Source organism: Pseudomonas sp. GW821-FHT09E04 (assembly GCF_059416185.1).
The window spans coordinates 1-23,589 of record NZ_JBWKOR010000004.1; the positions used below are offsets into that span (position 1 = coordinate 1).

At 59.8% G+C, this 23,589-nt stretch carries 24 protein-coding genes; 10 read left to right on the forward strand and 14 right to left on the reverse strand.

All coding sequences use genetic code 11. The features are described 5' to 3' along the window. Positions 1 to 89: 89 nt before the first annotated feature. Entirely contained in the window at positions 90 to 1,289 is a 1,200-nt protein-coding gene (tyrS, locus tag AC07N4_RS15040; protein ID WP_457379710.1) for a tyrosine--tRNA ligase, read from the reverse strand. 210 nt (positions 1,290 to 1,499) lie between these two features. Between tyrS and AC07N4_RS15045 the strand changes: the two genes are divergently transcribed. Beyond that, entirely contained in the window at positions 1,500 to 2,924 is a 1,425-nt protein-coding gene (locus AC07N4_RS15045; protein ID WP_096817945.1) for a peptidoglycan DD-metalloendopeptidase family protein, read from the forward strand. A gap of 3 nt (positions 2,925 to 2,927) precedes the next feature. Next, a complete protein-coding gene (locus AC07N4_RS15050; RefSeq protein ID WP_102619801.1) occupies positions 2,928 to 4,019 on the forward strand; it encodes an anhydro-N-acetylmuramic acid kinase in 1,092 nt (363 codons plus the stop codon). A 74-nt stretch (positions 4,020 to 4,093) separates the two neighbouring features. Here AC07N4_RS15050 and erpA read toward each other — a convergent pair whose 3' ends face one another. Then, the gene (gene erpA, locus AC07N4_RS15055; RefSeq protein ID WP_003228776.1) at positions 4,094 to 4,444 is read right to left on the reverse strand and encodes an iron-sulfur cluster insertion protein ErpA; all 351 of its coding nucleotides are present in this window, start codon (positions 4,442 to 4,444) and stop codon (positions 4,094 to 4,096) included. 168 nt (positions 4,445 to 4,612) lie between these two features. Then, the gene (argC, locus tag AC07N4_RS15060) at positions 4,613 to 5,647 is read right to left on the reverse strand and encodes an N-acetyl-gamma-glutamyl-phosphate reductase (RefSeq protein ID WP_096817941.1); all 1,035 of its coding nucleotides are present in this window, start codon (positions 5,645 to 5,647) and stop codon (positions 4,613 to 4,615) included. 135 nt (positions 5,648 to 5,782) lie between these two features. On the opposite strand from argC, the gene hemJ reads away from it, so the two are divergent. From hemJ to coq7, 6 genes are all read left to right on the forward strand, one after another. Continuing rightward, a complete protein-coding gene (gene hemJ / locus AC07N4_RS15065) occupies positions 5,783 to 6,211 on the forward strand; it encodes a protoporphyrinogen oxidase HemJ (protein WP_085709241.1) in 429 nt (142 codons plus the stop codon). Between the two features lie 33 nt (positions 6,212 to 6,244). Continuing rightward, positions 6,245 to 7,213, forward strand: a complete 969-nt coding sequence (locus tag AC07N4_RS15070; protein ID WP_192559121.1) for an NAD(P)H-dependent flavin oxidoreductase — start codon at positions 6,245 to 6,247, stop codon at positions 7,211 to 7,213. 94 nt (positions 7,214 to 7,307) lie between these two features. After that, entirely contained in the window at positions 7,308 to 8,258 is a 951-nt protein-coding gene (locus AC07N4_RS15075) for a DUF805 domain-containing protein (protein ID WP_493065754.1), read from the forward strand. Between the two features lie 61 nt (positions 8,259 to 8,319). After that, positions 8,320 to 9,108, forward strand: coding sequence for an SDR family NAD(P)-dependent oxidoreductase (locus AC07N4_RS15080; RefSeq protein ID WP_007956321.1), 789 nt, complete (start codon positions 8,320 to 8,322; stop codon positions 9,106 to 9,108). An 80-nt stretch (positions 9,109 to 9,188) separates the two neighbouring features. Beyond that, a complete protein-coding gene (locus AC07N4_RS15085) occupies positions 9,189 to 9,527 on the forward strand; it encodes a histidine triad nucleotide-binding protein (protein WP_003228789.1) in 339 nt (112 codons plus the stop codon). Positions 9,528 to 9,633: 106 nt separating this feature from the next. Further along, the gene (coq7, locus tag AC07N4_RS15090) at positions 9,634 to 10,281 is read left to right on the forward strand and encodes a 2-polyprenyl-3-methyl-6-methoxy-1,4-benzoquinone monooxygenase (RefSeq protein WP_007956317.1); all 648 of its coding nucleotides are present in this window, start codon (positions 9,634 to 9,636) and stop codon (positions 10,279 to 10,281) included. Positions 10,282 to 10,342: 61 nt separating this feature from the next. Here coq7 and speD read toward each other — a convergent pair whose 3' ends face one another. After that, positions 10,343 to 11,137: an adenosylmethionine decarboxylase gene (gene speD / locus AC07N4_RS15095; RefSeq protein WP_007956315.1), complete on the reverse strand. Its 795-nt coding sequence runs from the start codon at positions 11,135 to 11,137 to the stop codon at positions 10,343 to 10,345. A gap of 237 nt (positions 11,138 to 11,374) precedes the next feature. Continuing rightward, positions 11,375 to 11,797, reverse strand: coding sequence for an OsmC family protein (locus AC07N4_RS15100; protein ID WP_003228794.1), 423 nt, complete (start codon positions 11,795 to 11,797; stop codon positions 11,375 to 11,377). Positions 11,798 to 12,033: 236 nt separating this feature from the next. Between AC07N4_RS15100 and crp the strand changes: the two genes are divergently transcribed. Next, a complete protein-coding gene (gene crp, locus AC07N4_RS15105; protein ID WP_085709238.1) occupies positions 12,034 to 12,678 on the forward strand; it encodes a cAMP-activated global transcriptional regulator CRP in 645 nt (214 codons plus the stop codon). A gap of 10 nt (positions 12,679 to 12,688) precedes the next feature. On the opposite strand, the gene AC07N4_RS15110 is transcribed toward crp, so the two are convergent. From AC07N4_RS15110 to AC07N4_RS15125, 4 genes are all read right to left on the reverse strand, one after another. Continuing rightward, entirely contained in the window at positions 12,689 to 13,387 is a 699-nt protein-coding gene (locus AC07N4_RS15110; RefSeq protein ID WP_102619799.1) for a lipoate--protein ligase family protein, read from the reverse strand. Positions 13,388 to 13,483: 96 nt separating this feature from the next. Further along, complete coding sequence (gene trpC, locus AC07N4_RS15115; protein ID WP_096817929.1) at positions 13,484 to 14,320, reverse strand: indole-3-glycerol phosphate synthase TrpC; 837 nt, start codon at positions 14,318 to 14,320, stop codon at positions 13,484 to 13,486. Continuing rightward, a complete protein-coding gene (trpD, locus tag AC07N4_RS15120) occupies positions 14,317 to 15,366 on the reverse strand; it encodes an anthranilate phosphoribosyltransferase (protein WP_096817925.1) in 1,050 nt (349 codons plus the stop codon). Before trpD ends, trpC begins: the two co-directional genes overlap by 4 nt. A 9-nt stretch (positions 15,367 to 15,375) precedes the next feature. Continuing rightward, positions 15,376 to 15,969, reverse strand: coding sequence for an aminodeoxychorismate/anthranilate synthase component II (locus AC07N4_RS15125; protein ID WP_007956309.1), 594 nt, complete (start codon positions 15,967 to 15,969; stop codon positions 15,376 to 15,378). Between the two features lie 403 nt (positions 15,970 to 16,372). Between AC07N4_RS15125 and estP the strand changes: the two genes are divergently transcribed. Continuing rightward, on the forward strand, positions 16,373 to 18,283 hold the full coding sequence (gene estP / locus AC07N4_RS15130; RefSeq protein ID WP_493065753.1) for an esterase EstP: 1,911 nt from the start codon (positions 16,373 to 16,375) through the stop codon (positions 18,281 to 18,283). A 69-nt stretch (positions 18,284 to 18,352) separates the two neighbouring features. On the opposite strand, the gene trpE is transcribed toward estP, so the two are convergent. The 5 genes from trpE to AC07N4_RS15155 all read right to left on the reverse strand — a co-directional run bounded on the left by trpE (position 18,353) and on the right by AC07N4_RS15155 (position 23,588). Beyond that, positions 18,353 to 19,831, reverse strand: a complete 1,479-nt coding sequence (gene trpE / locus AC07N4_RS15135; RefSeq protein ID WP_102619797.1) for an anthranilate synthase component I — start codon at positions 19,829 to 19,831, stop codon at positions 18,353 to 18,355. Positions 19,832 to 19,902: 71 nt separating this feature from the next. Next, entirely contained in the window at positions 19,903 to 20,721 is an 819-nt protein-coding gene (locus tag AC07N4_RS15140; protein ID WP_096817919.1) for a phosphoglycolate phosphatase, read from the reverse strand. Beyond that, positions 20,718 to 21,392, reverse strand: a complete 675-nt coding sequence (gene rpe / locus AC07N4_RS15145; RefSeq protein ID WP_007918813.1) for a ribulose-phosphate 3-epimerase — start codon at positions 21,390 to 21,392, stop codon at positions 20,718 to 20,720. The genes AC07N4_RS15140 and rpe overlap by 4 nt, the downstream gene beginning before the upstream one ends. Positions 21,393 to 21,506: 114 nt before the next feature. Then, the gene (locus AC07N4_RS15150) at positions 21,507 to 22,655 is read right to left on the reverse strand and encodes an iron-containing alcohol dehydrogenase (RefSeq protein WP_493065752.1); all 1,149 of its coding nucleotides are present in this window, start codon (positions 22,653 to 22,655) and stop codon (positions 21,507 to 21,509) included. Positions 22,656 to 22,763: 108 nt separating this feature from the next. Then, positions 22,764 to 23,588, reverse strand: coding sequence for an ABC transporter permease (locus AC07N4_RS15155; RefSeq protein ID WP_096817915.1), 825 nt, complete (start codon positions 23,586 to 23,588; stop codon positions 22,764 to 22,766). Between the last annotated feature and the right edge of the window lies 1 nt (position 23,589).

The following is a 23,589-nucleotide window of genomic DNA, read 5'->3' on the forward strand; positions in this document are numbered from 1 at the left end:
GAGTTTCAAGGAGTTTTCCGTTTCGACTGCGCCGGAAGTGGGGCGAATTATAGGCCTCCAGAATCTGCCGTCAACCCCTAATTTCAACCTTACTCGGATTTCAGTGTAATCCGTGCAAAAGCCTTCTTGCCGGCCTGGCAAACATGAGTCGCACCCAGCACACATATAAAGGAACGATCGACAACCTCACCATCTACACGTACACCGCCAGAAGCCAGCAGGTCACGAGCAGCAGCCGAGTTCTTCACCAGGCCCGCCTTATTAAGGACGGCAGCAATCGGCATATCTTCGGCAGCAGTCAGTTCGACTTCCGGCAAGTCATCCGGCAACTCGCCATCCTTCATACGATTACCCGCACCACGGTGAGCATTGGCAGCAGCCTCTTCACCATGGAAACGCGCAACAATTTCTTCAGCCAGCTTGATCTTGATGTCGCGAGGATTGGCACCCGCCTCTACATCAGCACGGAAAGCATTGATCTCATCCATCGAACGGAAGCTGAGCAGTTCGAAGTAACGCCACATCAACGCATCCGGGATCGAAACCAGCTTGCTATACATGACGCCCGGCGCTTCCTGGATACCGACATAGTTGCCCAACGACTTGGACATCTTCTTAACGCCATCCAACCCCTCAAGCAGAGGCATCGTCAGAATGCACTGAGCTTCCTGACCATAACCACGCTGCAGCTCGCGCCCCATCAGCAGGTTGAACTTCTGATCGGTACCGCCCAGCTCCACGTCCGCGCGCAATGCAACCGAGTCATACCCCTGTACCAGCGGATAGAGGAACTCATGAATGGCGATTGGCTGATTGGTGGTGTAGCGCTTGTCGAAGTCATCACGCTCAAGCATACGAGCCACGGTGTACTGCGAAGTCAGGCGAATAAAGTCCGCCGGCCCCATCTGATCCATCCAGGTGGAGTTGAACGCGACTTCGGTTTTCGCCGGATCGAGAATCTTGAAGACCTGAGTCTTGTAGGTCTCGGCATTTTCCAGAACCTGCTCACGGGTCAGCGGAGGACGAGTTGCACTCTTACCACTCGGATCCCCGATCATTCCGGTGAAGTCACCTATAAGGAAGATCACCTGATGCCCCAGCTCCTGGAACTGGCGCAGCTTATTAATAAGCACGGTGTGACCAAGGTGCAGATCCGGCGCCGTTGGATCGAAGCCGGCCTTGATTCGCAGCGGCTGGCCACGCTTGAGCTTTTCGATCAGCTCGGACTCGACCAACAATTCTTCCGCACCACGTTTAATCAGCGCTAGCTGCTCTTCAACCGACTTCATAACAGACCCGCAAGGCTCAGATTCAAAGGGAACCAACCATACAAGATCGCGCACCAATTACAAGTTTTGCCCGGCGCACGGACACCAATCCACGGGCGAGATGCCTGCGGACTTGCCTCAGAGATGATTTGGTTATATTTTATACAGTTATTTCATCTTCATCATGTCATTCATCTTTTCCAATTCATCTTTTCAAAGTCAAAACTACTTATGACCACTGAACCGTCTAAAGCGCCACCGCTTTACCCGAAGACCCACCTGCTTGCCGCAAGTGGGATCGCCGCCCTTCTCAGCCTGGCGCTCCTGGTATTTCCTTCCAGTGATGTTGAAGCCAAAAAGACGACCCTGAGCCTTGAACTGGAAAGTCCTGCTGAACAACTGACACAAGATCAAGACGCTGCTGACGCGGTTCAAGCCACAAATGAGCCAGTAGCCTCGCCCTTCGCGCAGATCGAAAACAGCGCAGAAGACGCACCTCAAACCGCCCAGGCCGCGCCAGCGCCTGCTCCGGTCGCTCCTGAAAAGAAGGCTCCAGGCCACAGGGAAGTGATCGTCTCCAAGGGCGATACCCTTTCGACACTGTTCGAGAAGGTCGGCCTTCCCGCTGCAGCCGTGCATGACGTGCTGGCCAGCGACAAACAGGCCAAGCAGTTCAGCCAGCTCAAACACGGCCAGAAACTCGAATTCGAGCTCAACCCGCAAGGCCAATTGACCAACCTGCACAGCAAGGTCAGCGACGTCGAAACCATCACCCTGACCAAGAACGACAAGGGTTATGTATTCAACCGCGTAACCGCCAAACCTACCGTTCGTACTGCTTATGTCCACGGCGTGATCAACAGCTCGCTGTCCCAGTCCGCCGCCCGCGCCGGCCTGTCCCACAGCCTGACCATGGATATGGCCAGCGTTTTCGGCTACGACGTCGACTTCGCCCAGGATATCCGCCAGGGTGACGAGTTCGACGTGATCTACGAGCAGAAAGTGGTCAATGGCAAAGCCGTCGGCAACGGCCCGATCCTGTCCGCCCGCTTCACCAACCGCGGCAAGACCTACACCGCCGTGCGTTACACCAACAAGCAGGGCAACAGCAGCTACTACACCGCCGATGGCAACAGCATGCGCAAGGCGTTCATCCGCACGCCGGTGGACTTCGCCCGCATCAGCTCCAAGTTTTCCATGGGCCGCAAACACCCGATCCTCAACAAGATCCGCGCCCACAAAGGTGTCGATTACGCCGCCCCACGCGGTACGCCAATCAAGGCTGCCGGTGACGGCAAAGTATTGCTGGCCGGTCGTCGTGGCGGTTACGGCAACACCGTGATCATTCAGCACGGCAATACCTACCGCACGCTGTACGGCCATATGCAGGGTTTCGCCAAAGGCGTGAAAACCGGCGGTACCGTCAAGCAGGGCCAGGTGATCGGCTACATCGGCACCACCGGCCTGTCCACCGGTCCGCACCTGCACTATGAGTTCCAGGTCAACGGTGTTCACGTCGATCCACTGGGCCAGAAGCTGCCAATGGCCGACCCGATTGCCAAAGCCGAACGCGCCCGCTTCCTGGCACAGAGCCAGCCGTTGATGGCTCGCATGGACCAAGAGAAGGCCACCATGCTGGCCTCGAGCAAGCGTTAAGCAATGGCTCTCTATATCGGCGTGATGTCCGGAACCAGCCTCGACGGTCTGGACATCGCCCTGATCGAGCAGACCTCGGCGATCAACCTGATCGCCACGCACTACATTCCCATGCCTGACTCCCTGCGCGCCGAGCTGCTTGGCTTGTGCGCCAGCGGCCCCGACGAGATCGCCCGCTCGGCCATTGCCCAGCAGAACTGGGTGAGGCTTGCGGCCCAAGGGATCCACGCCCTGCTCGAGCAGCAACAGCTCAAACCCGAAGCCATTCGCGCGATCGGCAGCCACGGCCAGACCATTCGCCATGAGCCGGCACGCGGTTTCACCGTACAGATCGGCAACCCTGCCCTGCTGACCGAACTGACCGGCATTACGGTCGTCAGTGACTTCCGCAGCCGTGATGTGGCCGCCGGCGGTCAAGGCGCCCCTCTGGTTCCTGCCTTCCACGAAGCGTTGTTCGAAGAGCGTACCGGTAACCGCGCGGTCCTGAATGTCGGCGGTTTCAGCAATCTCAGCCTGATCGAGCCGAACAAGCCTGTAGCCGGATTCGACTGCGGCCCCGGGAATGTTCTGATGGATGCGTGGATTCACCAGCAACGCGGGGAAAACTATGATCGCAACGGTCAATGGGCAGCCAGCGGCAAGGTTGAGCCGGTCCTGCTCAAGGCATTGCTGAGCGATCCCTTCTTCTCGACCCAAGGCCCGAAGAGTACCGGCCGGGAAGTGTTCAACCTGCCTTGGCTGGAACAGCATCTGTCCCACCTTCCAGGTTTCGCACCCGAAAACGTACAGGCAACGCTGCTCGAGCTGACGGCGCTGACCATCGTCGAATCGCTGCAAAGCGCTCAAACAGATACCGAAGAACTTCTGGTCTGCGGCGGCGGCGCCCACAACGCCACGCTGATGAAGCGCCTCGCCGAACTACTGCCCAACGCGAAAGTCGCCAGCACTGCAACTCACGGTGTCGATCCAGACTGGGTTGAAGCCATGGCCTTCGCCTGGCTGGCCCATTGCTGCCTGGAGGGTATCACCGCCAATCGCCCCAGTGTCACCGGCGCAAAGGGCTTGCGCGTTCTCGGCGCCATCTACCCCAACTAAGATAAAACGCAGATAACAAAACGCCGCAGAACCGTGAAGTTCTGCGGCGTTTTATTGTGTACGTTGAAGCGAAATCAGATCGAGAACGAAGAGCCGCAACCACAAGTCGTGGTGGCGTTCGGGTTCTTGATCACGAACCGCGAACCTTCCAGACCTTCCTGGTAGTCCACCTCGGCACCTGCCAGGTATTGGAAGCTCATCGGATCAACCACCAGACTCACGCCTTCGCGCTCGACGATGGTGTCGTCCTCGGCCACATCCTCATCGAAGGTGAAGCCGTACTGAAACCCTGAACAACCGCCGCCCGTAACGAATACGCGCAGCTTCAAGCGATCATTCCCCTCTTCATCGACCAGGCTCTTCACCTTGTGCGCGGCACCCTGGGTGAATTGCAAAGCCGTGGGGGTGAAGGATTCGACGCTCATGCTGACTATCTCCCGGCGTTACGCCGCCATAATGCGTGATGACGCGCATTATCCGCTTGTCCTAGAAAATCGGTCAACTATTGTTACGGTATATCAATAAAGCTGATCAACCGACCAGAATGCAAAAAGGCCCGTTCAACGGGCCTTTTTTACGCGTACAACAAACCGTTACGGCAGCATGCCCGCGTGGGACAGACCAAAGCGCTCATCCAGACCGAACAGGATGTTCATGTTCTGCACCGCCTGACCCGACGCGCCCTTGACCAGATTGTCGATCACCGACAGCACCACCACCAGATCACCATCCTGTGGACGGTGAACCGCAATTCGGCAGACGTTGGCACCGCGCACGCTACGGGTTTCCGGATGGCTGCCGGCCGGCATCACGTCGACGAACGGTTCATTGGCATAACGCTTTTCGAACAGTGCCTGCAGATCCACCGAGCGATCAACCACGGTCGCATAGAGCGTGGAATGAATGCCGCGAATCATCGGTGTCAGGTGTGGCACGAAGGTCAGACCGACATCCTTGCCCGCCGCACGACGCAGCCCCTGACGAATTTCCGGCAAATGACGGTGACCTTTCACCGCATAGGCCTTCATGCTTTCCGACGTCTCGGAATACAGCGAGCCCACGGAAGCACCACGGCCGGCACCGCTGACACCGGATTTGCAGTCGGCGATCAGCAGCGAAGTATCGGCCAGACCTGCCTCAAGCAACGGCAGGAAACCCAGCTGCGTTGCGGTCGGATAGCAACCCGGCACCGCGATCAGGCGTGCTTTCTTGATTTGCTCGCGGTTGACTTCCGGCAAGCCATAAACCGCTTCGTCCAGCAACTCCGGCGCACCGTGCGGCTGGCCGTACCACTTGGCCCATTCATCCGCGTCCTGCAGACGGAAATCCGCCGACAGGTCGATGACCTTGGTGCCCGCAGCCAGCAATTCGCCGGCCAGTGCGTGGGCAACCCCGTGTGGAGTGGCGAAAAACACCACGTCGCAGGCGCCCAGGGTCTTGATGTCCGGCACGCTGAATGCCAGACCGTCGTAGTGACCGCGCAGGTTCGGGTACATATCTGCCACGGCCAGACCGGCCTCGGATCGGGAAGTGATCACCACCACTTCTGCCTGCGGATGCTGTGCCAACAGACGCAGCAGTTCGACACCGGTGTAACCCGTGCCGCCGACGATACCGACCTTGACCATAAACCTGCCCTCAACGAACCCACTGGAAAGCCGTCGATAATAGGGGCCGCGCGCCCCTGCGACAACCGTCAAGGTGACGTGCGGACGCTCAAGCCTCTACTATCCGGCCTACCGTGAATGAGGGAATAAACAAAAATGCTCTATCTGTGGATCAAAGCGCTTCATATCGTCAGCATCGTGTGCTGGTTTGCCGGGCTGTTCTACCTGCCACGACTGTTCGTTTATCACGCACAAAGTGAAGACACGATCAGCAAGGAACGCTTCAGCGTCATGGAGCGCAAGCTGTATCGCGGCATCATGGGCCCGGCGATGATCGCCGCGTTGATCTTCGGCGGCTGGCTCATTTACCTGAACCCGAGCATCTTCAGCAGCGGTGGCTGGATCCACGCCAAACTGACCCTGGTCGTGTTGTTGATCGGTTATCACCACATGTGCGGCGCGCAGGTAAAACGTTTTGCCCGTGGCGAGAACACCCGCAGCCATGTCTTTTATCGCTGGTTCAATGAAGTGCCGGTTCTGATATTGCTGGCTATCGTAATTCTGGTCGTGGTCAAGCCGTTCTAACTTCAACTGGTTCAACTTTCCGGGGTACTTCCGATGTCGCTGCCCGCTCTGCTCGAACAACGTCTGCGCCTCCCAGTCGTGGCTGCGCCGATGTTCCTGATTTCCAATCCCGAACTGGTGCTCGCGTGCTGCCGCAATGGCGTGGTGGGCAGCTTTCCGGCGCTCAACCAACGCGAAAGCAGCGGATTCAAGGCCTGGCTGGAACAGATCGAAGCGGGACTGGCGACACTGGATAACCCGGCGCCTTATGCCGTGAACCTGATTGTTCACAAGAGCAATCCGCGTCTGCAGGCGGATCTGAACATCTGCGTCGAACACAAAGTACCCATCGTCATCACCAGCCTCGGTGCGGTGAAGGAGTTGGTGGACGCCGTGCACAGCTATGGCGGCCTAGTGTTCCACGACGTGACGACTCGCCGCCATGCGGAAAAAGCCGCTGAAGCCGGCGTCGATGGCTTGATCGCCGTTGCCGCCGGCGCCGGTGGCCATGCCGGCACCTGGAGCCCGTTCTCGCTGATTGCCGAGATTCGTCAGTTCTTCGACAAGACGCTGCTGCTTGCAGGATGTTTGAACCACGGCCATGAGATTCTCGCCGCACAGTTGCTTGGCGCGGATTTGGCCTACTTCGGAACACGATTCATCGGTACGACTGAAAGTCATGCGCCCGACGCCTACAAGGAGATGCTCCTGACAGCCAAGGCAGCGGACATCATTCATACTCCTGCCGTGTCTGGAGTACCGGCCAGCTTCATGCGTCAAAGCCTGGAAGCTGCCGGTTTCGATACGGCTGCGCTGCAAGGCAAAGGTGAAGTGAACTTCGGCGACAAGCTCAAACCGATCAACGATGAGGCCAAGGCCTGGAAAACCGTGTGGTCGGCCGGCCAGGGTGTAGGCGAAATCGAGGATCTGCCGAGCGTTGACCAACTGGTGGCACGCCTCGATGCCGAGTATCGCCAGGCCCTGGAGCACGCAGCGCAACTTCCGAAACGCTGGCCACGTTGAGAAAATTCCGGCCAGTCATTGCCCGACTGGCCTTACACTTGGCGACTGCCACACGCTTCAATTCAATTTCTTTCGCGACAAGGATGCCTCGGTCATGAGCGAACCGCGTTACAAGATCGTTTTCGACGGAGCCCTTCAGCCTGGCGTCGATATCACCACGGCCAAACTCAATCTGGCCGACCTGTTCAAGAGTGACGTGGCCGGCATCGAGCGCCTGTTCAATGGACGCGCCGTTGCCCTCAAGCGCGACCTGTCACACAGCGACGCCCAGGCTTATTTGCAAGCGCTGGGCAAGACCGGGATCGACGCCCGGATCGAGACAGAAACAGCCATCGAACTGAATCTGTCCGATGTCCAGGAACACTCCGCTGCCGTGACTGAGCCCGACTCACCCTATGCACCACCTCGGGCCAGTGTCGGTGAACACCTGCCGGAGTTCGCCGCGCTCAAGCCATTGAGCGTCGAAGGACGGATCGGACGCCTGCGCTACCTGGCATGGTCGATGGTACTGAGTCTGGTGACCCTGCCAATCATCGGTGTGTTTGCGCTGATCGGTCTGGGCCTGGTGAGCGCCGATTCGACTTCAGGGCTGATCATTGGCGGTATCTTCGCCTTCTTCCTGTTCCTGGCTTTCGCGATCGTCGGCGTCCTGTTCAGCATTCAGCGTCTGCACGATATCGGCTGGTCAGGCTGGCTCTGGCTACTGACCCTGGTACCGTTCGTGGGCAGCTTCTTCCCGCTGGTGATCATGGTCATGCCGGGCAATACCGGCGCCAATCGCTATGGCCCGCCACCGCCACCGAACAGCACAGCCGTCAAATTGCTGTGCTCTCTGTGGATCGTCTTTATCGGATTGTTCTTCGTCGGCGGAATGCTGGGCGGGATCTCCGCGATCCAGCAGGAGTACGAAACCAGCCTCGAAAGCAGTTATGAGAGCGGTTCGGTGACCGCTGATGAAGTCGATGTCGAAGTCGAGCCCGCGTCGAATTCGGTGGACGATGCAGCCGAAGCCGCGCCGGCCCCTGTAGACTCTGCGAAAGAATGAACAGCGCTCCCCGCCGTGACACCTGCGTCCACGGCGCGGAGCTGTTGCGATGGAGAACTGCATGACCCGTTACGCTCTGATCACTGGCGCCTCCAGCGGCATCGGCCTGGCCATGGCCGAAGCCCTGGCCCGCCGTGGCCGCAGCCTGATTCTGGTGGCCCGACAGCGTGATCAGCTGGAAAGCATTGCGATTGAACTGACCCAGCGTTTCGGCGTGGAGGTACTGTTCCGGGCCTGCGATCTGGGCGAGCCGTTGCGACTGTCCGGGTTTCTGCTGGAGCTTGAAGAAGGTGACCGGCAGATCGATCTGCTGGTGAACTGCGCTGGCATCGGCACCTGCGGCCCTTTCCTGGCTCAGGACTGGATGACCGAGCAGGACCTGATCGAGGTGAACATCCTCGCCCTCACCCGCCTGTGCCACGCGATCGGCAACAGCATGGCCCTGCAGGGTGGCGGGCAGATTCTCAATGTGGCATCGGTCGCCGCGTTCAATCCCGGCCCGTGGATGAGCACTTACTACGCCAGCAAGGCCTACGTTCTGCACTTCTCCGAAGCGTTGCGGGTGGAATTGAAAAAGTGCGCCGTGAAAGTCTCGGTGCTCTGCCCAGGCCCGACGCGCACGGCGTTCTTTCGCACGGCGCAACTGAACAACGACAAACTCAACGCCAGCAAACTGCTGATGAGCCCCGAAGAGGTCGCGCTATACACCGTGCGCGCCCTGGAGAAAAACCGCGCGATCATCATTCCCGGGCGCAGAAACCGCTGGTTCGCCTTTCTGCCACGACTGGGTTCGCGCTGGCTCAACCGCACCATCGTCGGCATGGTCAACAAAGCTTACTGCCCGCGCTGAAGGGCCGGCAGGCAAATGGCTGGGCGCGGTGATCCCTCGTGGGTACACTCAGCCCAGCTCACACAACGGAGAAAACAGCTGTGGATACTCTGTTCACCAAGATCATCAACCGGGAAATCCCGGCGAAGATCATCTACGAGGACGACCAGGTTCTGGCGTTCCACGACATCGCCCCACAGGCACCGGTGCATTTTCTGGTGATCCCGAAGAAACCGGTGCGCACCCTCAACGACCTGACGGAAGACGACAAGGCACTGGCCGGGCACATCCTGTTCACCGCCCAGCGCCTGGCGCTGGAGCTGGGTTGCGAGGAAGGCTTCCGGGTGGTGATGAACTGCAATGAAAAGGGTGGGCAGACGGTCTACCACATTCATATGCACGTACTCGGTCAACGCCAGATGAACTGGCCACCGGGCTGATCGACCTCAACATCTGTGGGAGCGCCCTGCTCCCACATGACCCAGCGCAAACCTTCCCCGGCCGATTCGGTTAAACTGGCCGCCGAGATTCTTCCCGGAGGTCAGCATGACTACCCAACGTCACTATTCGCCAATTGACCGTCTTCTGCTACAAGCCGATGCCGCAATGCGAACCCTGCTGCCCTTCAGCGGCCAGCCGTACCGTCCGTCGCCGGCCATAGTGCAGCCCGATGTGCAGATGAGCGACGAAGACACCCGCCACGTCGCCGGCCTGATGCGCATCAACCATACCGGTGAAGTCTGTGCCCAGGCGCTGTACCAAGGTCAGGCCCTGACCGCCAAGCTGCCGCAGGTTCGCGAAGCCATGGAGCATGCGGCCGAAGAAGAGATCGATCATCTGGTCTGGTGCGAACAGCGCATTCATCAGCTGGGCAGCCACACCAGCGTGCTCAATCCGCTGTTCTATGGCATGTCGTTCGGGATCGGCGCAGTCGCCGGGCTGATCAGCGACAAGGTCAGCCTCGGTTTTGTCGCGGCGACCGAGCATCAGGTGTGCAAGCACCTGAACGAGCATCTGGAACAACTGCCGGCCGAGGATGAGAAATCCCGGGCGATTCTGGAGCAGATGCGTATCGATGAAGAACATCACGCAGAAAGTGCGCTGGAGGCCGGCGGTTTTCGCTTCCCGGCGCCGGTGAAGTTCGGCATGAGCCTGCTGGCCAAAGTGATGACCAAAAGCACCTACCGAATCTGAAAAACGCCCATAAAAAAGGCGACTGCCGCAAAGCAGTCGCCTTTTTTTGTGCCTGGACTTCTTAGCTCGGCATATTGCGCGCGTAGAAGATTTCCAGCATTTCGTGCTTCACACGCTCGGTCACCTGGGCGCGTTGCTCAGAGGACAGATTGCTGGTGGCATCGCCGAACAGGTAGTTATCCAGTTCGAAGTTCTTCAGCAGCATTTTGGTGTGGAACAGGTTTTCCTGGTACACGTTCACGTCGGTCATCTGGTACGCGTCGCGGGTGTCTTCGGAAAGGTAGTTCTGGATCGAGTTGATCTCGTGGTCGATGAAGTGCTTGTTGCCTTCAACGTCACGGGTGAAGCCGCGCACACGGTAATCCACGGTCACGATGTCCGAATCGAACTGGTGAATCAGGAAGTTGAGCGCTTTGAGCGGTGAAATGACTCCACAGGTCGACACGTCGATGTCCACACGGAACGTCGCAATACCGGCGTCCGGATGGATTTCCGGGTAGGTATGCACCGTGATATGACTCTTGTCGAGGTGGGCCAGGATGATTTCCGGCAGCGGACCCGGGGACTCTTCGATCTGGCTTTCGGTCGGGGTGACCGGTTCTTCCGAGATCAGAATCGTGACGCTGGCACCCTGAGGCTCATAATTCTGACTGGCAATGTTCAGAATGTTGGCACCAATGATTTCGACAACTTCCGTGAGGATCTGCGTCAGGCGTTCCGCGTTGTACTCTTGATTGATGTACTCGACGTAAGCCTGCTGGTCTTGCGGGGTTTCCGCGTAGCAGATGTCATAGATGTTGAAGCTCAAGGTCTTTGTCAGGTTATTGAACCCGTGGAGCTTGAGTTTGCTTTTCACCGTTAAAAACTCTCTATGTATGCGGCCCGGCCGCGTGATCAAGCATGCCCGTCAAGTGCGAACGACGCACCTGCGTAGGACGGTTAACACCTCTTCGCGATGGCGATTTTGGTTATCTGTTCAGGCGGAAGACCCGTCGGCTGACCGATCACTGCCCTGAAAAAAGTGGCGCATTATGCAGACGTCAGCGGGGGATCGCCAGAGTCTGCACTGCTTTTATGATAGTTGAATGTCGGCTCAGCCGAGTTCGACGATTTCATAGTCGTGGGTGATTGCCACGCCGGCTGCGCCGAGCATGATTGAGGCCGAGCAATACTTCTCCGCCGACAACTCGATGGCGCGTTTGACCTGGGCTTCTTTCAGGCCACGACCCTTGACCACGAAGTGCATGTGGATCTTGGTGAACACTTTCGGATCTTCGGTCGCGCGTTCGGCTTCCAGGAAAGCTTCGCAGCTTTCAACCGCCTGACGGGACTTCTTCAGGATGCTGACCACGTCGAAATTGCTGCAACCGCCAACGCCCAGCAGGAGCATTTCCATCGGGCGAACACCCAGATTGCGACCACCGGCGTCCGGCGGACCGTCCATGACCACGACATGACCGCTGCCGGATTCGCCGAGGAACATGGCTTCGCCAGCCCATTGGATGCGTGCCTTCATCGCCAAGACTCCACTGTAGAAAAAAGGGTCGCCAGCTTAGCACAGGGTCCCGGTTTGACTGCGAGCGGTGATCCTAGGACGGATGCCTTTACCGCGTAGGTAATTTCTCGAATTTTCGACGAAGTGTCTGGTAAGCTGGCGCCAATTCACTGGCGCCTAGCCAGTATTTGTAGCGACCGCCTCAGCGCCTCATATAAAAACCAAATATAACCGTGCAGTCTTTTCGGGATACAACCATGGTTGGTATTACCCCCACACCTAAAATCAAGAACCTCGACAAACTGCTGATGCATTGCCAGCGCCGGCGCCATGCGGCCAAGAGCAACATCATCTGCGCCGGGGATCGCTCGGACACGCTGTACTTCATCATCCGCGGCTCGGTCACGATCCTGATCGAGGATGACGACGGCCGCGAGATGATCATCGCTTACCTGAATGCCGGGGATTTCTTCGGTGAGCTGGGCCTGTTCGAACAGGCCGGCCAGGAACAGGAGCGCAGTGCCTGGGTGCGGGCGAAGGTCGAGTGCGAGGTCGCGGAAATCAGCTACGCCAAATTCCGTGAGTTGTCGCAGCAGGATCCAGACATTCTTTACGTGCTCAGCGGACAAATCGCACAACGCTTGCGCAACACCACACGCAAGGTCGGCGATCTGGCGTTCTTCGATGTCACCGGCCGCGTGGCCCGCTGCCTGCTGGAGCTGTGCAAGCAACCCGATGCGATGACCCACCCGGACGGCATGCAGATCAAGGTGACCCGTCAGGAAATCGGGCGGATTGTCGGTTGTTCGCGGGAGATGGTCGGTCGCGTGCTCAAAGATCTTGAGGAACGCAACCTGGTGGATGTGAAAGGCAAGACCATGGTGGTCTTCGGCACTCGCTGAGTTCGAACGCTCAGGCGGCGTAGATCTGCGCCAGCATTAAACGAAAGAGTTCATCGAGTCGCGCCAACGCATGGGGCGCCGGGAATTTCTCATGCAACGCGATGTGGCTGGCGGCACGTACCCGTTGCTCCAGGCCACACGCTTCGTTGAAGCGATTGACCGCCGCGACCATCGATTCGCGCTCGTCATCCAGCAGCATCGCACCGTGCACCAATCCCACCGGGCGCTGACCACCCTGACTCTGGCGCCAGCGCTGAGCGGTGCCGACCATCTTGCGACCGTCGAGGTTGACGTTGAAACGACCGTCGCAGAACGCACCGTCGATTTCACCCAACGACGACCTGCCGCCCAACTCATCCAGCAACTCACAGATCGGATCACACAGACGCCGGTAACCGGTTTCGATGCGGTTCAGATCGCCTTCGCTGCGAGGCGGCGCGTAGACCAGTGCAATGTTGATCGTCGAAGCGGATTGCGGAACAGGTTCACCGCCGGTTTCACGCAACAACACCGGCCAGCCGGCAGCGGCGGAGACTTCACAGGCGTGATCGAATCCGGGAAGCCGGTTCAAGCGGCGCGGCATGACCAGAGCGCGATCACTGGGCTGCCAGAACAGCAGACCGAATTCGGCATCACCGGCGCAGACCGAGGCCAGCAGATCCTGCTCGGCTTGCAGGCCGGCTTCGATGGTCAGGGAAGTGGGGATCATAAGGTTTCCATAGGACGTTGAGCCTGAGGTGAATCTTATGCTGCCTTCGCGGGCAAGCCCGCTCCCGGAGGGATACGGGCGCCTGCGAAGAGTCGATCAGTCGAGGGTCGAACCGCTCACCGGAACGCCGCGCTCAGGGAAGAACAGGCGTTGCAGTTCAATTCCCGGGCTTTCGGCGCGCATGAACGCTTCGCCGACCAGGAACGCGTAAACGTCGCTGATTTCCATCAGTTCGACATCGGCACGGTTGAGGATCCCGCTCTCGGTGATCACCAGACGATCGCGCGGAATGCGCGGCAGCAGGTCGAGGGTGGTTTCCAGGCTCACGTCGAAGGTGTGCAGGTTGCGGTTGTTGACCCCGACCAGCGGCGTGTCGAGGGTCTTCAATGCGCGTTCCAGCTCATCGCCGTCGTGGACTTCCACCAGCACATCGAGACCGACGCCTTTGGCCACCGAAGCCAGCTCGGCCATTTTCACGTCATCCAGCGCGGAGACGATCAGCAGCACGCAGTCGGCGCCCAGCGCACGGGCTTCGACGATCTGGTACGGATCGATCATGAAGTCCTTGCGGATCACCGGCAGCGAACACGCGGCACGGGCCTGCTGCAGATAAGCATCAGCGCCCTGGAAGTAGTCGATATCAGTCAGTACCGACAGACAGGTCGCCCCGCCCTTCTCGTAGCTTTTGGCGATATCGGCAGGAACGAAGTTCTCGCGGATCACGCCTTTGCTCGGCGAAGCCTTCTTGATTTCGGCGATCACTGCCGGTTGTTTTTTCTTGGCCTGCGCCAGCAAGGCACGGGCAAAACCACGGGGTGCATCGGCCGCCTTGGCCAGACTTTCCAGCTCGCTCAGGCTCACACGGGCGCTACGCTCGGCGACTTCCTGAACCTTGCGGGCCAGAATGTTTTCCAGAACCGTCGGTACACTCATCCCTCATTCTCCACTTTGAATACCGCGGTAAAGGCACCCAACTCCTCGAGTTTTTCCCGAGCGAGACCGGTGTGCAGAGCGTCGTGGGCAAGTGCCACGCCTTCTTTCAGACTTGTTGCCAGATCGGCGGCGTACAGCGCCGCACCGGCATTGAGCACGATCATTTCCGCAGCCTTCTGGCCGTTCTCGGTCTTGCGCTTGCCCAGCGCATCGCGGATCAGCGCCAGCGAAGCCTCCGGACCCTCGACCGACAGGCCATGCAGGCTCTGGCTCTTCATGCCCAGATCTTCCGGCTCGACCCAATATTCGGTGATTTCGTTGTTCTTCAGCTCGGCCACAAAAGTCGGCGCAGCAAGGCTGAATTCGTCCAGACCGTCCTTCGAATGCACCACCAGCACATGTTTGCTGCCCAGACGCTGCAAGACTTCGGCCAATGGCCGGCACAGTGCCTGAGTGAAGACACCGACGACCTGATGTTTGACGCCGGCCGGATTCGTAAGCGGGCCGAGCATGTTGAACAGGGTACGCAGGCCAAGGTCGCGGCGCGGGCCGGCGGCGTATTTCATGGCTTTGTGGTGAGTCTGGGCAAACATGAAACCGATGCCGACGTTGTCGATGCAACGCGCCACTTGAACCGGGGTCAGGTTGAGGTAGATCCCGGCCGCTTCCAGCAGGTCGGCGCTGCCGCTCTTGCCCGACACCGCACGGTTGCCATGTTTGGCCACGGTGCAGCCGGCAGCGGCAACGACAAAGGATGAAGCGGTGGAAACGTTGAAAATGTTCGCGCCATCACCGCCGGTGCCGACCACATCGACCACGCCGTCGAGGGTCTTGAGTTCGACCTGGTCGGCCAGTTCGCGCATCACCGACACCGCGCCGACGATTTCGTCGATGCTTTCGCTCTTCATGCGCATCGCCATCATGAACGCGCCGATCTGCGCGTCCGTGCATTGGCCGGTCATGATTTCGCGCATCACATCGCGCATTTCATCGGTGCTGAGGTCGAGGTGATCGACGATACGGCTCAGGGCTGTCTTGATATTCATGGAGAGTCCTTAGCGCGTGCCGCCGGTTTGTTTGAGGAAGTTGGCGAACAGTTCGTGGCCCTGTTCGGTGAGGATCGATTCCGGGTGGAACTGTACGCCCTCGATGTTCAGGGTCTTGTGACGCAGGCCCATGATTTCATCGACCGAGCCGTCATCGTGCTGAGTCCACGCGGTCAGCTCCAGGCAATCGGGCAAGGTCTCATGCTTGACGATCAGGGAATGATAGCGGGTGACGGTCAGCGGACGGTTCAGGCCGGCGAATACGCCCTTGTCCTCGTGGAATACCGGGCTAGTCTTACCGTGCATCACTTGCCGGGCACGCACCACGTCACCGCCAAAGGCCTGGCCGATGGACTGGTGGCCGAGGCAGACGCCGAGGATCGGCAGTTTACCGGCAAAGTGCTTGATGGCTTCGATGGAGATGCCGGCTTCGGTCGGTGTGCACGGACCGGGGGACACCACGATTCGCTCCGGGTTGAGCGCTTCGATTTCGGCGATGGTCAGCTCGTCGTTGCGCACGACCTTGACCTCGGCACCCAGCTCGCCGAGGTATTGCACAACGTTGTAAGTAAAGGAGTCGTAGTTGTCGATCATCAGCAACATGGCGTTTCGAACCTCTTGAATTCTGACTTGGAAACAGCCTTCGGATGACTTGCCAGGACGCTTCACGATGTCGGACGCACAAGTGGCGACGGCAAAGCGGCATTTCAAACGGGCAAGGAAGGCAAAGCGATACAGATCCGGCGGGGCCGGCAGAAAAGATTCAGGCGCGCCAACGCCAGCGGGCGTGTGCCTTGATGACTTGATCCAGGAGTTTGCTGGTGATCAACACGGGGAAGGTCTCGTTCATACGTTCCCGCACAGTAACTTAGCTGGGCAGAGCGTGCAATATGGCCGGGCCTGACGGGGGGAAAACTATGGGAGGGTTGACGACCGATGGCAAAACGCCGGAAGTTTTTGGTACTGTCGTTTCGTTCCATACAACAATAAATAAACGGACTTGCTCATGATCAAACAGACGTTGTTTGTACCGCTCGCCGGATGCCTGCTCGCGATGGCCTGCGCCCAGGCGAATGCCGCGCCCAATCCTTATTCGAATTTCATCGTCTTCGGCGACAGCCTCAGTGATGCCGGGACGTTCACCGACAGCGGCGGCCCCGCCGGTTCAGTCGAGCGATTCACCAACCGCACCGGCCCGAACTACCACAACGGCAGCGGTGAGTTGTACTCGCTCAATGCCACCCAATTGATCGGCGGTCGGCTGGGCTTCACGCCGGACCAGACCGCTTCCGCGGACTCGGCAGTACGCGCCGACCAGGGTTTGCCGGACGGCAACAACTGGGCGGTGGGCGGATACCGCACTGACCAGATTCTTGATTCGATCACCAGCACGTCCGACACCGGCGAACGCACCCGCGCCGGCTACCTGCCGTCGAACGGCTTTCGTGCTGATCCGAATGCCCTGTACTACCTGACCGGGGGCGGTAACGACTTCCTGCAAGGTCGCGTCACCAGTCTCGATCAGGCCAGCGCTGCGGCTGATCGCCTGGCCAGCAGTGTTCGGACTCTGCAAGGCGCAGGCGCCCGCTACATCATGGTCTGGTTGCTGCCTGACATCGGCTTTACCCCGGCTTTCAATGGCACCGCACTGCAGACGTTCACGTCCCAGCTCAGCGCCCAGTTCAACACCGAACTGGTGAGCCAACTGCAAACCATCAACGCCAACATCATCCCGCTGAACATTCCGGTATTGCTCAAAGAGACGTTTGCCAACCCGGCACAGTTCGGCCTCGCCACCGATCAGAATCTGGTCACGACCTGCTTCAGCGGCAACAGTTGCCTCGAAAACGCCCGGTACGGGATCAACAGCGCCACGCCGGATCCGACCAAGCTGATCTACAACGACTCGGTGCACCCGACCGAAGCCGGGCAACGCTTGATTGCCGATTACGCCTATTCGTTGCTGGCTGCTCCATGGGAACTGACCCTGCTGCCGGAAATGGCCCAGGGCACGTTGCGTGCGCATCAGGACGAACTGCGCAATCAATGGCTGGCCGACTGGGAAAACTGGCAAGGCGTTGGCCAATGGCGGGCGATTGTCGCCGGCGGCGGCCAGCACCAGGACTTCGATGACCAGCACGCTGGGGCAAGTGCCGATGGCAATGGCTACAACCTGAACATCGGCGGCAGCTACCGCCTCGACGACGCCTGGCGTGTCGGTGTGGCGGCAGGTTTCTATCACCAGAAAATCGAAGCCGGCGACAACGACTCCGAGTACAAACTCAACTCCTACATGGGCACCGCGTTCGCCCAGTACCAGCAAAACCGCTGGTGGGGTGACCTGGCCGTTACCGCCGGACATCTGGATTACGACAGCCTTAAGCGCAAGTTCCAGCTGGGGGTCAACGAACGTGGCGAGAAAGGCGACACCGACGGCTACGTACTGGCCATCGGCGGCCGTGTCGGCTACGACATCGCGCCAGAGGCCAGCAGCCCATGGCACCTGTCGCCCTTCGTCAGCGCCGATTTCGGCAAGGTGGAAGTCGACGGTTACTCGGAAAAAGGCGCGGACTCTACTGCGCTGACCTTCGATGACCAATCGCGCAACTCCCGCCGCCTCGGCCTCGGCATCCAGGGCAAATACCAGATCACCGCACAGACCCAGGTATTCGGCGAATTCGCCCACGAGCGCGAATACAACGACGACGCCCAGGATCTGACGATGAACCTCAACAGCCTGCCGAACAATCGCTACACCCTGGAAGGCTACACACCGCAAACCAACCTGAACCGCCTGAATCTGGGCGTGAGCCACAACCTCACCAAGGACGTGGCCCTTCGCGCCAGCTACAACATTCGCAAGGATGACGACTTTACCCAGCAAGGGGTCAATGTTGGCGTAAGTCTCGACTTCTGATCAGAAGGCCATAAAAAACGCGGCGCCCTCACAGGCGCCGCGTTTTTTAATGGCTGAATCACCCGCCACTCAGTCCGGGGTTTGCTCGGCCAACGCAACAGCTCGGAACATTGCCCGACGCTTGTTGATGGTTTCTTCCCATTCCAGCGCCGGCACCGAGTCGGCAACGATGCCGCCACCGGCCTGCACGTGCAGCTCGCCGTTCTTGATCACCGCGGTGCGAATTGCAATCGCGGTGTCCATGTTGCCGTTCCAGGCGAAGTAACCGACCGCCCCGCCATACACGCCACGCTTGACCGGTTCCAGTTCGTCGATGATTTCCATCGCGCGGATCTTCGGCGCGCCGGACAAGGTGCCCGCCGGCAGGATCGCCCGCAGTGCGTCCATCGCCGTCAACCCGGCCTTCAACTGGCCGGTGACGTTGGACACGATGTGCATCACGTTGGAATAGCGCTCGATGACCATCTTCTCGGTGAGCTTCACCGAGCCGATTTCCGATACACGCCCGGTGTCGTTGCGACCAAGGTCGATCAGCATCAGGTGCTCGGCGATCTCCTTGTCGTCAGACAGCAGGTCTTCTTCCAGCGCCACGTCGGCCTCTTCGGTGGCCCCGCGAGGACGGGTGCCGGCAATCGGGCGCACGGTGATCAGGTTGTCTTCGACCCGCACCAGTACTTCCGGCGAACTGCCGACGACATGGAAATCACCGAAGTTGAAGAAATACATGTACGGCGTCGGGTTGAAGCAACGCAGCGCGCGGTACAGATCGATCGGCGCAGCCTTGAAGTCGATCGACATGCGCTGGGACGGCACAACCTGCATGCAGTCACCGGCGAGGATGTATTCCTTGATGGTGTCGACGGCTTTTTCGTAGTCGTCCTGGGTGAAACTGGAGCGAAACACCGGCTCAGCCGCCTGCTGCTTGCTGAAATCCAGGCCACGGCGCGGGGTGATCGGCTGACGCAGCTTTTCCAGCAGTTCCTGCAGTTGCGCCTGGCCCTGCTCGTAGGCATCGGCCTGCGCCGGGTCGGCCAGCACGATCGCGTGCATCTTGCCGGCGAGGTTGTCGAACACCACCACCGCATCGGAGACCATCAGCAGAATGTCCGGCACGCCCAGCGGATCCGGGTTCGGGCATTTGCCGAGGCGCTTCTCTACGTAGCGCACACAGTCGTAACCGAAGTAACCCACCAGGCCGCCGTTGAAACGCGGCAGACCGGCGATGGTCGGCACGTTGTAGCGGGCCTTGAAGGTTTCGACGAAGGCCAGCGGGTCTTCGACGTCGTGGCTTTCGGTCTCGACGCCATCGACGGTGATGCTGACGTGATGATCGTGAACCCGCAGCACGGTGCGGCACGGCAGGCCGATGATCGAGTAACGGCCCCATTTCTCGCCGCCCTGCACCGATTCGAGCAGGTAGGAGTTGGGCTGGTCGGCCAGTTTCAGGTAGATCGACAGCGGCGTGTCGAAGTCGGCCAGGGTTTCGCAGGCCAGCGGGATGCGGTTGTAGCCTTCAGCGGCCAGACGCAGGAATTCTTCGCGGATCATAGGGTGCCTCGTGGTGTGAGGTGCAAATCAGTCAGGTGTGCAAACGCGCCGGCAGGCCGGCCAGGAACAAGTCAGGCGCGCCAACGCCAGCGGGCCAGGGCCTTGATGACTTTCATCCAGAGTTTGCGGGTGACCACCACGATGGCGTTTCCAGAAGGGGATTGAGAAGCGTCGGGCAACGTTATCTCAGCGGCCGTATCCAGGCAACCGGGAATTAACTTGCGCAGATCGTCGATCACCAGCGCCGGGGATTCTTCGGCAATCGGCCGACCATGGTTGTAGCCATAACTGAGCGCTACACATTTGACCCCTGCTGCTTTCGCCGCCAGCACGTCGCTGCGCGAGTCGCCGACGAACAGCGATTGCGAGGCCGGAATGCCGGACATCTTCATCACGAAGAACAGCGCTGCCGGATCGGGCTTCTTCTGCGGCAGGGTGTCGCCGCCAATGATCCACTTGAAGTAGCGGCCGATCTTCATTTGATCCAGCAGCGGCGCGACGAAGCGCTCCGGCTTGTTGGTGATCAGCGCCATGGCCACGCCCTGCTTGTGCAGCCATTTCAGGGTATCGCGCACGCCGGGATAGACCACGGTCAGCTCATGGCTAGCGCCGTAGGCTTCCATGAACACCTCCAGCGCATGCTCGGCTTCGACGTCATCCACGGAGGAATGATCGATGCCGCCGGCCAAAGCACGGCGCACCAGCACCGGCGCACCGTTACCGACCCACTCGCGCACCGACTCGATACCGGCAGGCTTGCGCCCGAGGGAGAGCAGCATGTTATCCACCGCCGCCGCCAGGTCGGGTACCGAATCGATCAGCGTGCCATCCAGATCGAACATCACCAACCGCGGCAGTTGCCCCGGGAACAACTGCTCAAATCCGCTCATGGGCGAGCCAGCGCCAGTTCGGAACGCATCTTGTCGATGACTTCCTGATAGTTCGGCGCATTGAAGATCGCCGAGCCGGCGACGAAGGTGTCGGCGCCGGCAGCGGCGATTTCACGGATGTTGTTGACGTTGACGCCGCCGTCGATTTCCAGGCGGATGTCACGGCCCGAGGCATCGATGATCGCGCGCGCTTCGCGCAGCTTGTCGAGGGTGCCAGGAATGAATTTCTGCCCGCCGAAGCCCGGGTTGACGCTCATCAGCAAGACCATGTCGACCTTGTCGATCACGTACTTGAGCACGTCCAGCGGGGTCGCCGGGTTGAACACCAGGCCGGATTTGCAGCCGCCTTCACGGATCAGTTGCAGCGAACGATCGACGTGCAGCGTGGCTTCCGGGTGGAAGGTGATGTAGGTGGCGCCGGCCTCGATGAAATCACCGACGATGCGATCCACCGGGCTGACCATCAGGTGCGCGTCGATCGGCGCGGTCACGCCGTACTTGCGCAGCGCGGCGCAGACCATCGGGCCGATGGTCAGGTTCGGTACGTAGTGGTTGTCCATGACATCGAAGTGAACGAAGTCGGCACCGGCGGCCAGAACGTTGTCCACTTCCTCGCCCAGGCGGGCGAAGTCGGCGGAGAGAATCGACGGAGCAATAACGAAGGGCTGCATGACGCACCTTTTCTGAGCTAAATCACGATGGCGCGCATTGTATACCTCAAGTTTCCGCGCGCGCACCGTGACCGCGATGATTGGGTTGTGCCATGACCGATGACCGGCGGGTTCTCAGTACGCCGCCCGGTAGATCTTCTCGATGTCGGCAGCGCTGAGCTTGCGCGGGTTGTTGCGCATCAGGCGCTCGATGCCTGCGGCCTCTACGGCCATGGCCGGAATCGCCTCTTCGGGCACACCGAAACTGCGCAGACCCTGCGGAATGTCCACCGCTGCACACAGTTCGGTCATCGCCGTGACGGCACGGTCCGCCGCTTCATTGAGGCTCAGATGAGCGGTCTTCACCCCCATGGCTTCGGCGATATCCTGCATCCGTTCGACGCAGGCCATCTTGTTCCAGGTCATGACATACGGCAGCAACAACGCATTGCTGACGCCGTGGGCAATGTTGAAACGCCCGCCCAACGGATACGCCAGCGCATGCACCGCGCCAACCCCGGCATTGCCGAACGCCATGCCGGCCATCAGGCTGGCGGTGGCCATGTCTTCCCGCGCCTGCAGGTTGGATGGGTTCGCGTAGGCCTTGGGCAATGACCGGGCAATCAGCTTGATTGCGCCGATGGCCAACGAATCGGTGATCGGCGAGGCATTCAGCGACAGATAGGACTCGATGGCATGCACCAGGGCATCGACGCCACTGGCGGCCGTCACGCTGCGCGGACAAGTCAGGGTCATCTGCGGACTGACCAACGCCACGTCCGGCAACAGGTAGTCGCTGACGATGCCTTTCTTCAATTGGGCGACCTTGTCCGAAAGAATGGCGACGTTGGTCACTTCAGAACCCGTGCCGGCCGTGGTCGGGATGGCGATCAGCGGCGGGCCTTTGCGCGGTACCTGATCGACGCCGAACAGATCCTCCAGCGCACCGTGATAACCGGCGTACGCCGCGACACTCTTGGCGATGTCGATGGCACTGCCGCCACCGAGGCCGATCAACCCGTCATGCCCGCCCTCGCGGTAGACGCGCATGCAGTCCTCGACGATGGCGATTTCCGGATCCGGCAACACGCGGTCGAAGATTTCGTACTCGCGCTCGCCGATCTGCGCCAGCGCCAACTGCACCGTGCCGGACTTGACCAGCGCGGCATCGGTGACGATCAGCGGGTTGTCGATGTCCAGCCGTGTAAGCTCGGCCGCCAGTTGCTCGATGGCCCCGGCGCCGGTGATCAGTTTGTGAGCAATCTTGAACGAGGAAAGACTCATCGTGCGCAGCCTCTTATAGATGTGGGAGCTGAGCACAAGCGTAGCTGGGGAATTCGGGTTGTCTGTCATTCAGCGCATGAATGGCAGACAACCCGGATCGTGCAGTCGTCAGACCTGAGCAGTACGCAGCTTCTCACTCCGCCCACGCAGCCATTCCAGCGTCAGCAGCAGGATCACCGAGAAGGCAATCAGCAGAGTCGCTGCCGCCGCAATCGTCGGACTCAGGTTCTCGCGAATCCCGCTGAACATCTGCCGAGGCAGCGTCGCTTGCTCAGGGCCGGCAAGGAACAGCGTCACCACCACTTCATCGAACGATGTCGCAAAGGCAAACAGCGCACCGGAAATCACCCCCGGCGCAATCAGCGGCAAGGTCACCCGGCGGAACGTGGTCAGTGGCGAAGCACCGAGGCTGGCCGCCGCCCGCACCAGGTTATGGTTGAACCCCTGCAATGTTGCCGACACCGTGATGATCACGAACGGCACACCGAGCACCGCGTGCACCACGATCAGTGAGAAGAAACTGTTGCCCAGGCCCAGCGGCGCGAAGAACAGGTAACTGGCCACACCGATGATCACCACCGGCACCACCATTGGCGAAATCACCAGCGCCATCACCAGCGCCTTGCCGGGGAAGTCGCCACGGGTCAGGCCGATGGCCGCCAGCGTGCCGAAGACCATTGCCAGCACCGTCGCGGCCGGGGCGACGATGATGCTGTTCTTCAGCGAGCGCATCCATTCCGCCGAGGCGAAGAAGTCCTGATACCAGTGCAGCGAAAAGCCCTGCAACGGATACACCAGAAAACTGCCCGAGTTGAACGACAGCGGCACGATCACCAGCACCGGCAGGATCAGGAACAACAGGATCAAGCCGCAGAGGATCCGCAAGCTGTAGAACCACACCCGCTCGACGGGCGACATATAAGGACTCAGCATT

What these genes read in the sequence shown, in the direction of transcription:
- tyrS (WP_457379710.1), bottom strand. Translation starts at nt 1,289, where the DNA reads ATGAAGTCGGTTGAAGAGCAGCTAGCGCTGATTAAACGTGGTGCGGAA.
- AC07N4_RS15045 (WP_096817945.1), top strand. Translation starts at nt 1,500, where the DNA reads ATGACCACTGAACCGTCTAAAGCGCCACCGCTTTACCCGAAGACCCAC.
- AC07N4_RS15050 (WP_102619801.1), top strand. Translation starts at nt 2,928, where the DNA reads ATGGCTCTCTATATCGGCGTGATGTCCGGAACCAGCCTCGACGGTCTG.
- erpA (WP_003228776.1), bottom strand. Translation starts at nt 4,444, where the DNA reads ATGAGCGTCGAATCCTTCACCCCCACGGCTTTGCAATTCACCCAGGGT.
- argC (WP_096817941.1), bottom strand. Translation starts at nt 5,647, where the DNA reads ATGGTCAAGGTCGGTATCGTCGGCGGCACGGGTTACACCGGTGTCGAA.
- hemJ (WP_085709241.1), top strand. Translation starts at nt 5,783, where the DNA reads ATGCTCTATCTGTGGATCAAAGCGCTTCATATCGTCAGCATCGTGTGC.
- AC07N4_RS15070 (WP_192559121.1), top strand. Translation starts at nt 6,245, where the DNA reads ATGTCGCTGCCCGCTCTGCTCGAACAACGTCTGCGCCTCCCAGTCGTG.
- AC07N4_RS15075 (WP_493065754.1), top strand. Translation starts at nt 7,308, where the DNA reads ATGAGCGAACCGCGTTACAAGATCGTTTTCGACGGAGCCCTTCAGCCT.
- AC07N4_RS15080 (WP_007956321.1), top strand. Translation starts at nt 8,320, where the DNA reads ATGACCCGTTACGCTCTGATCACTGGCGCCTCCAGCGGCATCGGCCTG.
- coq7 (WP_007956317.1), top strand. Translation starts at nt 9,634, where the DNA reads ATGACTACCCAACGTCACTATTCGCCAATTGACCGTCTTCTGCTACAA.
- AC07N4_RS15100 (WP_003228794.1), bottom strand. Translation starts at nt 11,797, where the DNA reads ATGAAGGCACGCATCCAATGGGCTGGCGAAGCCATGTTCCTCGGCGAA.
- crp (WP_085709238.1), top strand. Translation starts at nt 12,034, where the DNA reads ATGGTTGGTATTACCCCCACACCTAAAATCAAGAACCTCGACAAACTG.
- AC07N4_RS15110 (WP_102619799.1), bottom strand. Translation starts at nt 13,387, where the DNA reads ATGATCCCCACTTCCCTGACCATCGAAGCCGGCCTGCAAGCCGAGCAG.
- trpC (WP_096817929.1), bottom strand. Translation starts at nt 14,320, where the DNA reads ATGAGTGTACCGACGGTTCTGGAAAACATTCTGGCCCGCAAGGTTCAG.
- trpD (WP_096817925.1), bottom strand. Translation starts at nt 15,366, where the DNA reads ATGAATATCAAGACAGCCCTGAGCCGTATCGTCGATCACCTCGACCTC.
- AC07N4_RS15125 (WP_007956309.1), bottom strand. Translation starts at nt 15,969, where the DNA reads ATGTTGCTGATGATCGACAACTACGACTCCTTTACTTACAACGTTGTG.
- estP (WP_493065753.1), top strand. Translation starts at nt 16,373, where the DNA reads ATGATCAAACAGACGTTGTTTGTACCGCTCGCCGGATGCCTGCTCGCG.
- trpE (WP_102619797.1), bottom strand. Translation starts at nt 19,831, where the DNA reads ATGATCCGCGAAGAATTCCTGCGTCTGGCCGCTGAAGGCTACAACCGC.
- AC07N4_RS15140 (WP_096817919.1), bottom strand. Translation starts at nt 20,721, where the DNA reads ATGAGCGGATTTGAGCAGTTGTTCCCGGGGCAACTGCCGCGGTTGGTG.
- rpe (WP_007918813.1), bottom strand. Translation starts at nt 21,392, where the DNA reads ATGCAGCCCTTCGTTATTGCTCCGTCGATTCTCTCCGCCGACTTCGCC.
- AC07N4_RS15150 (WP_493065752.1), bottom strand. Translation starts at nt 22,655, where the DNA reads ATGAGTCTTTCCTCGTTCAAGATTGCTCACAAACTGATCACCGGCGCC.
- AC07N4_RS15155 (WP_096817915.1), bottom strand. Translation starts at nt 23,588, where the DNA reads ATGCTGAGTCCTTATATGTCGCCCGTCGAGCGGGTGTGGTTCTACAGC.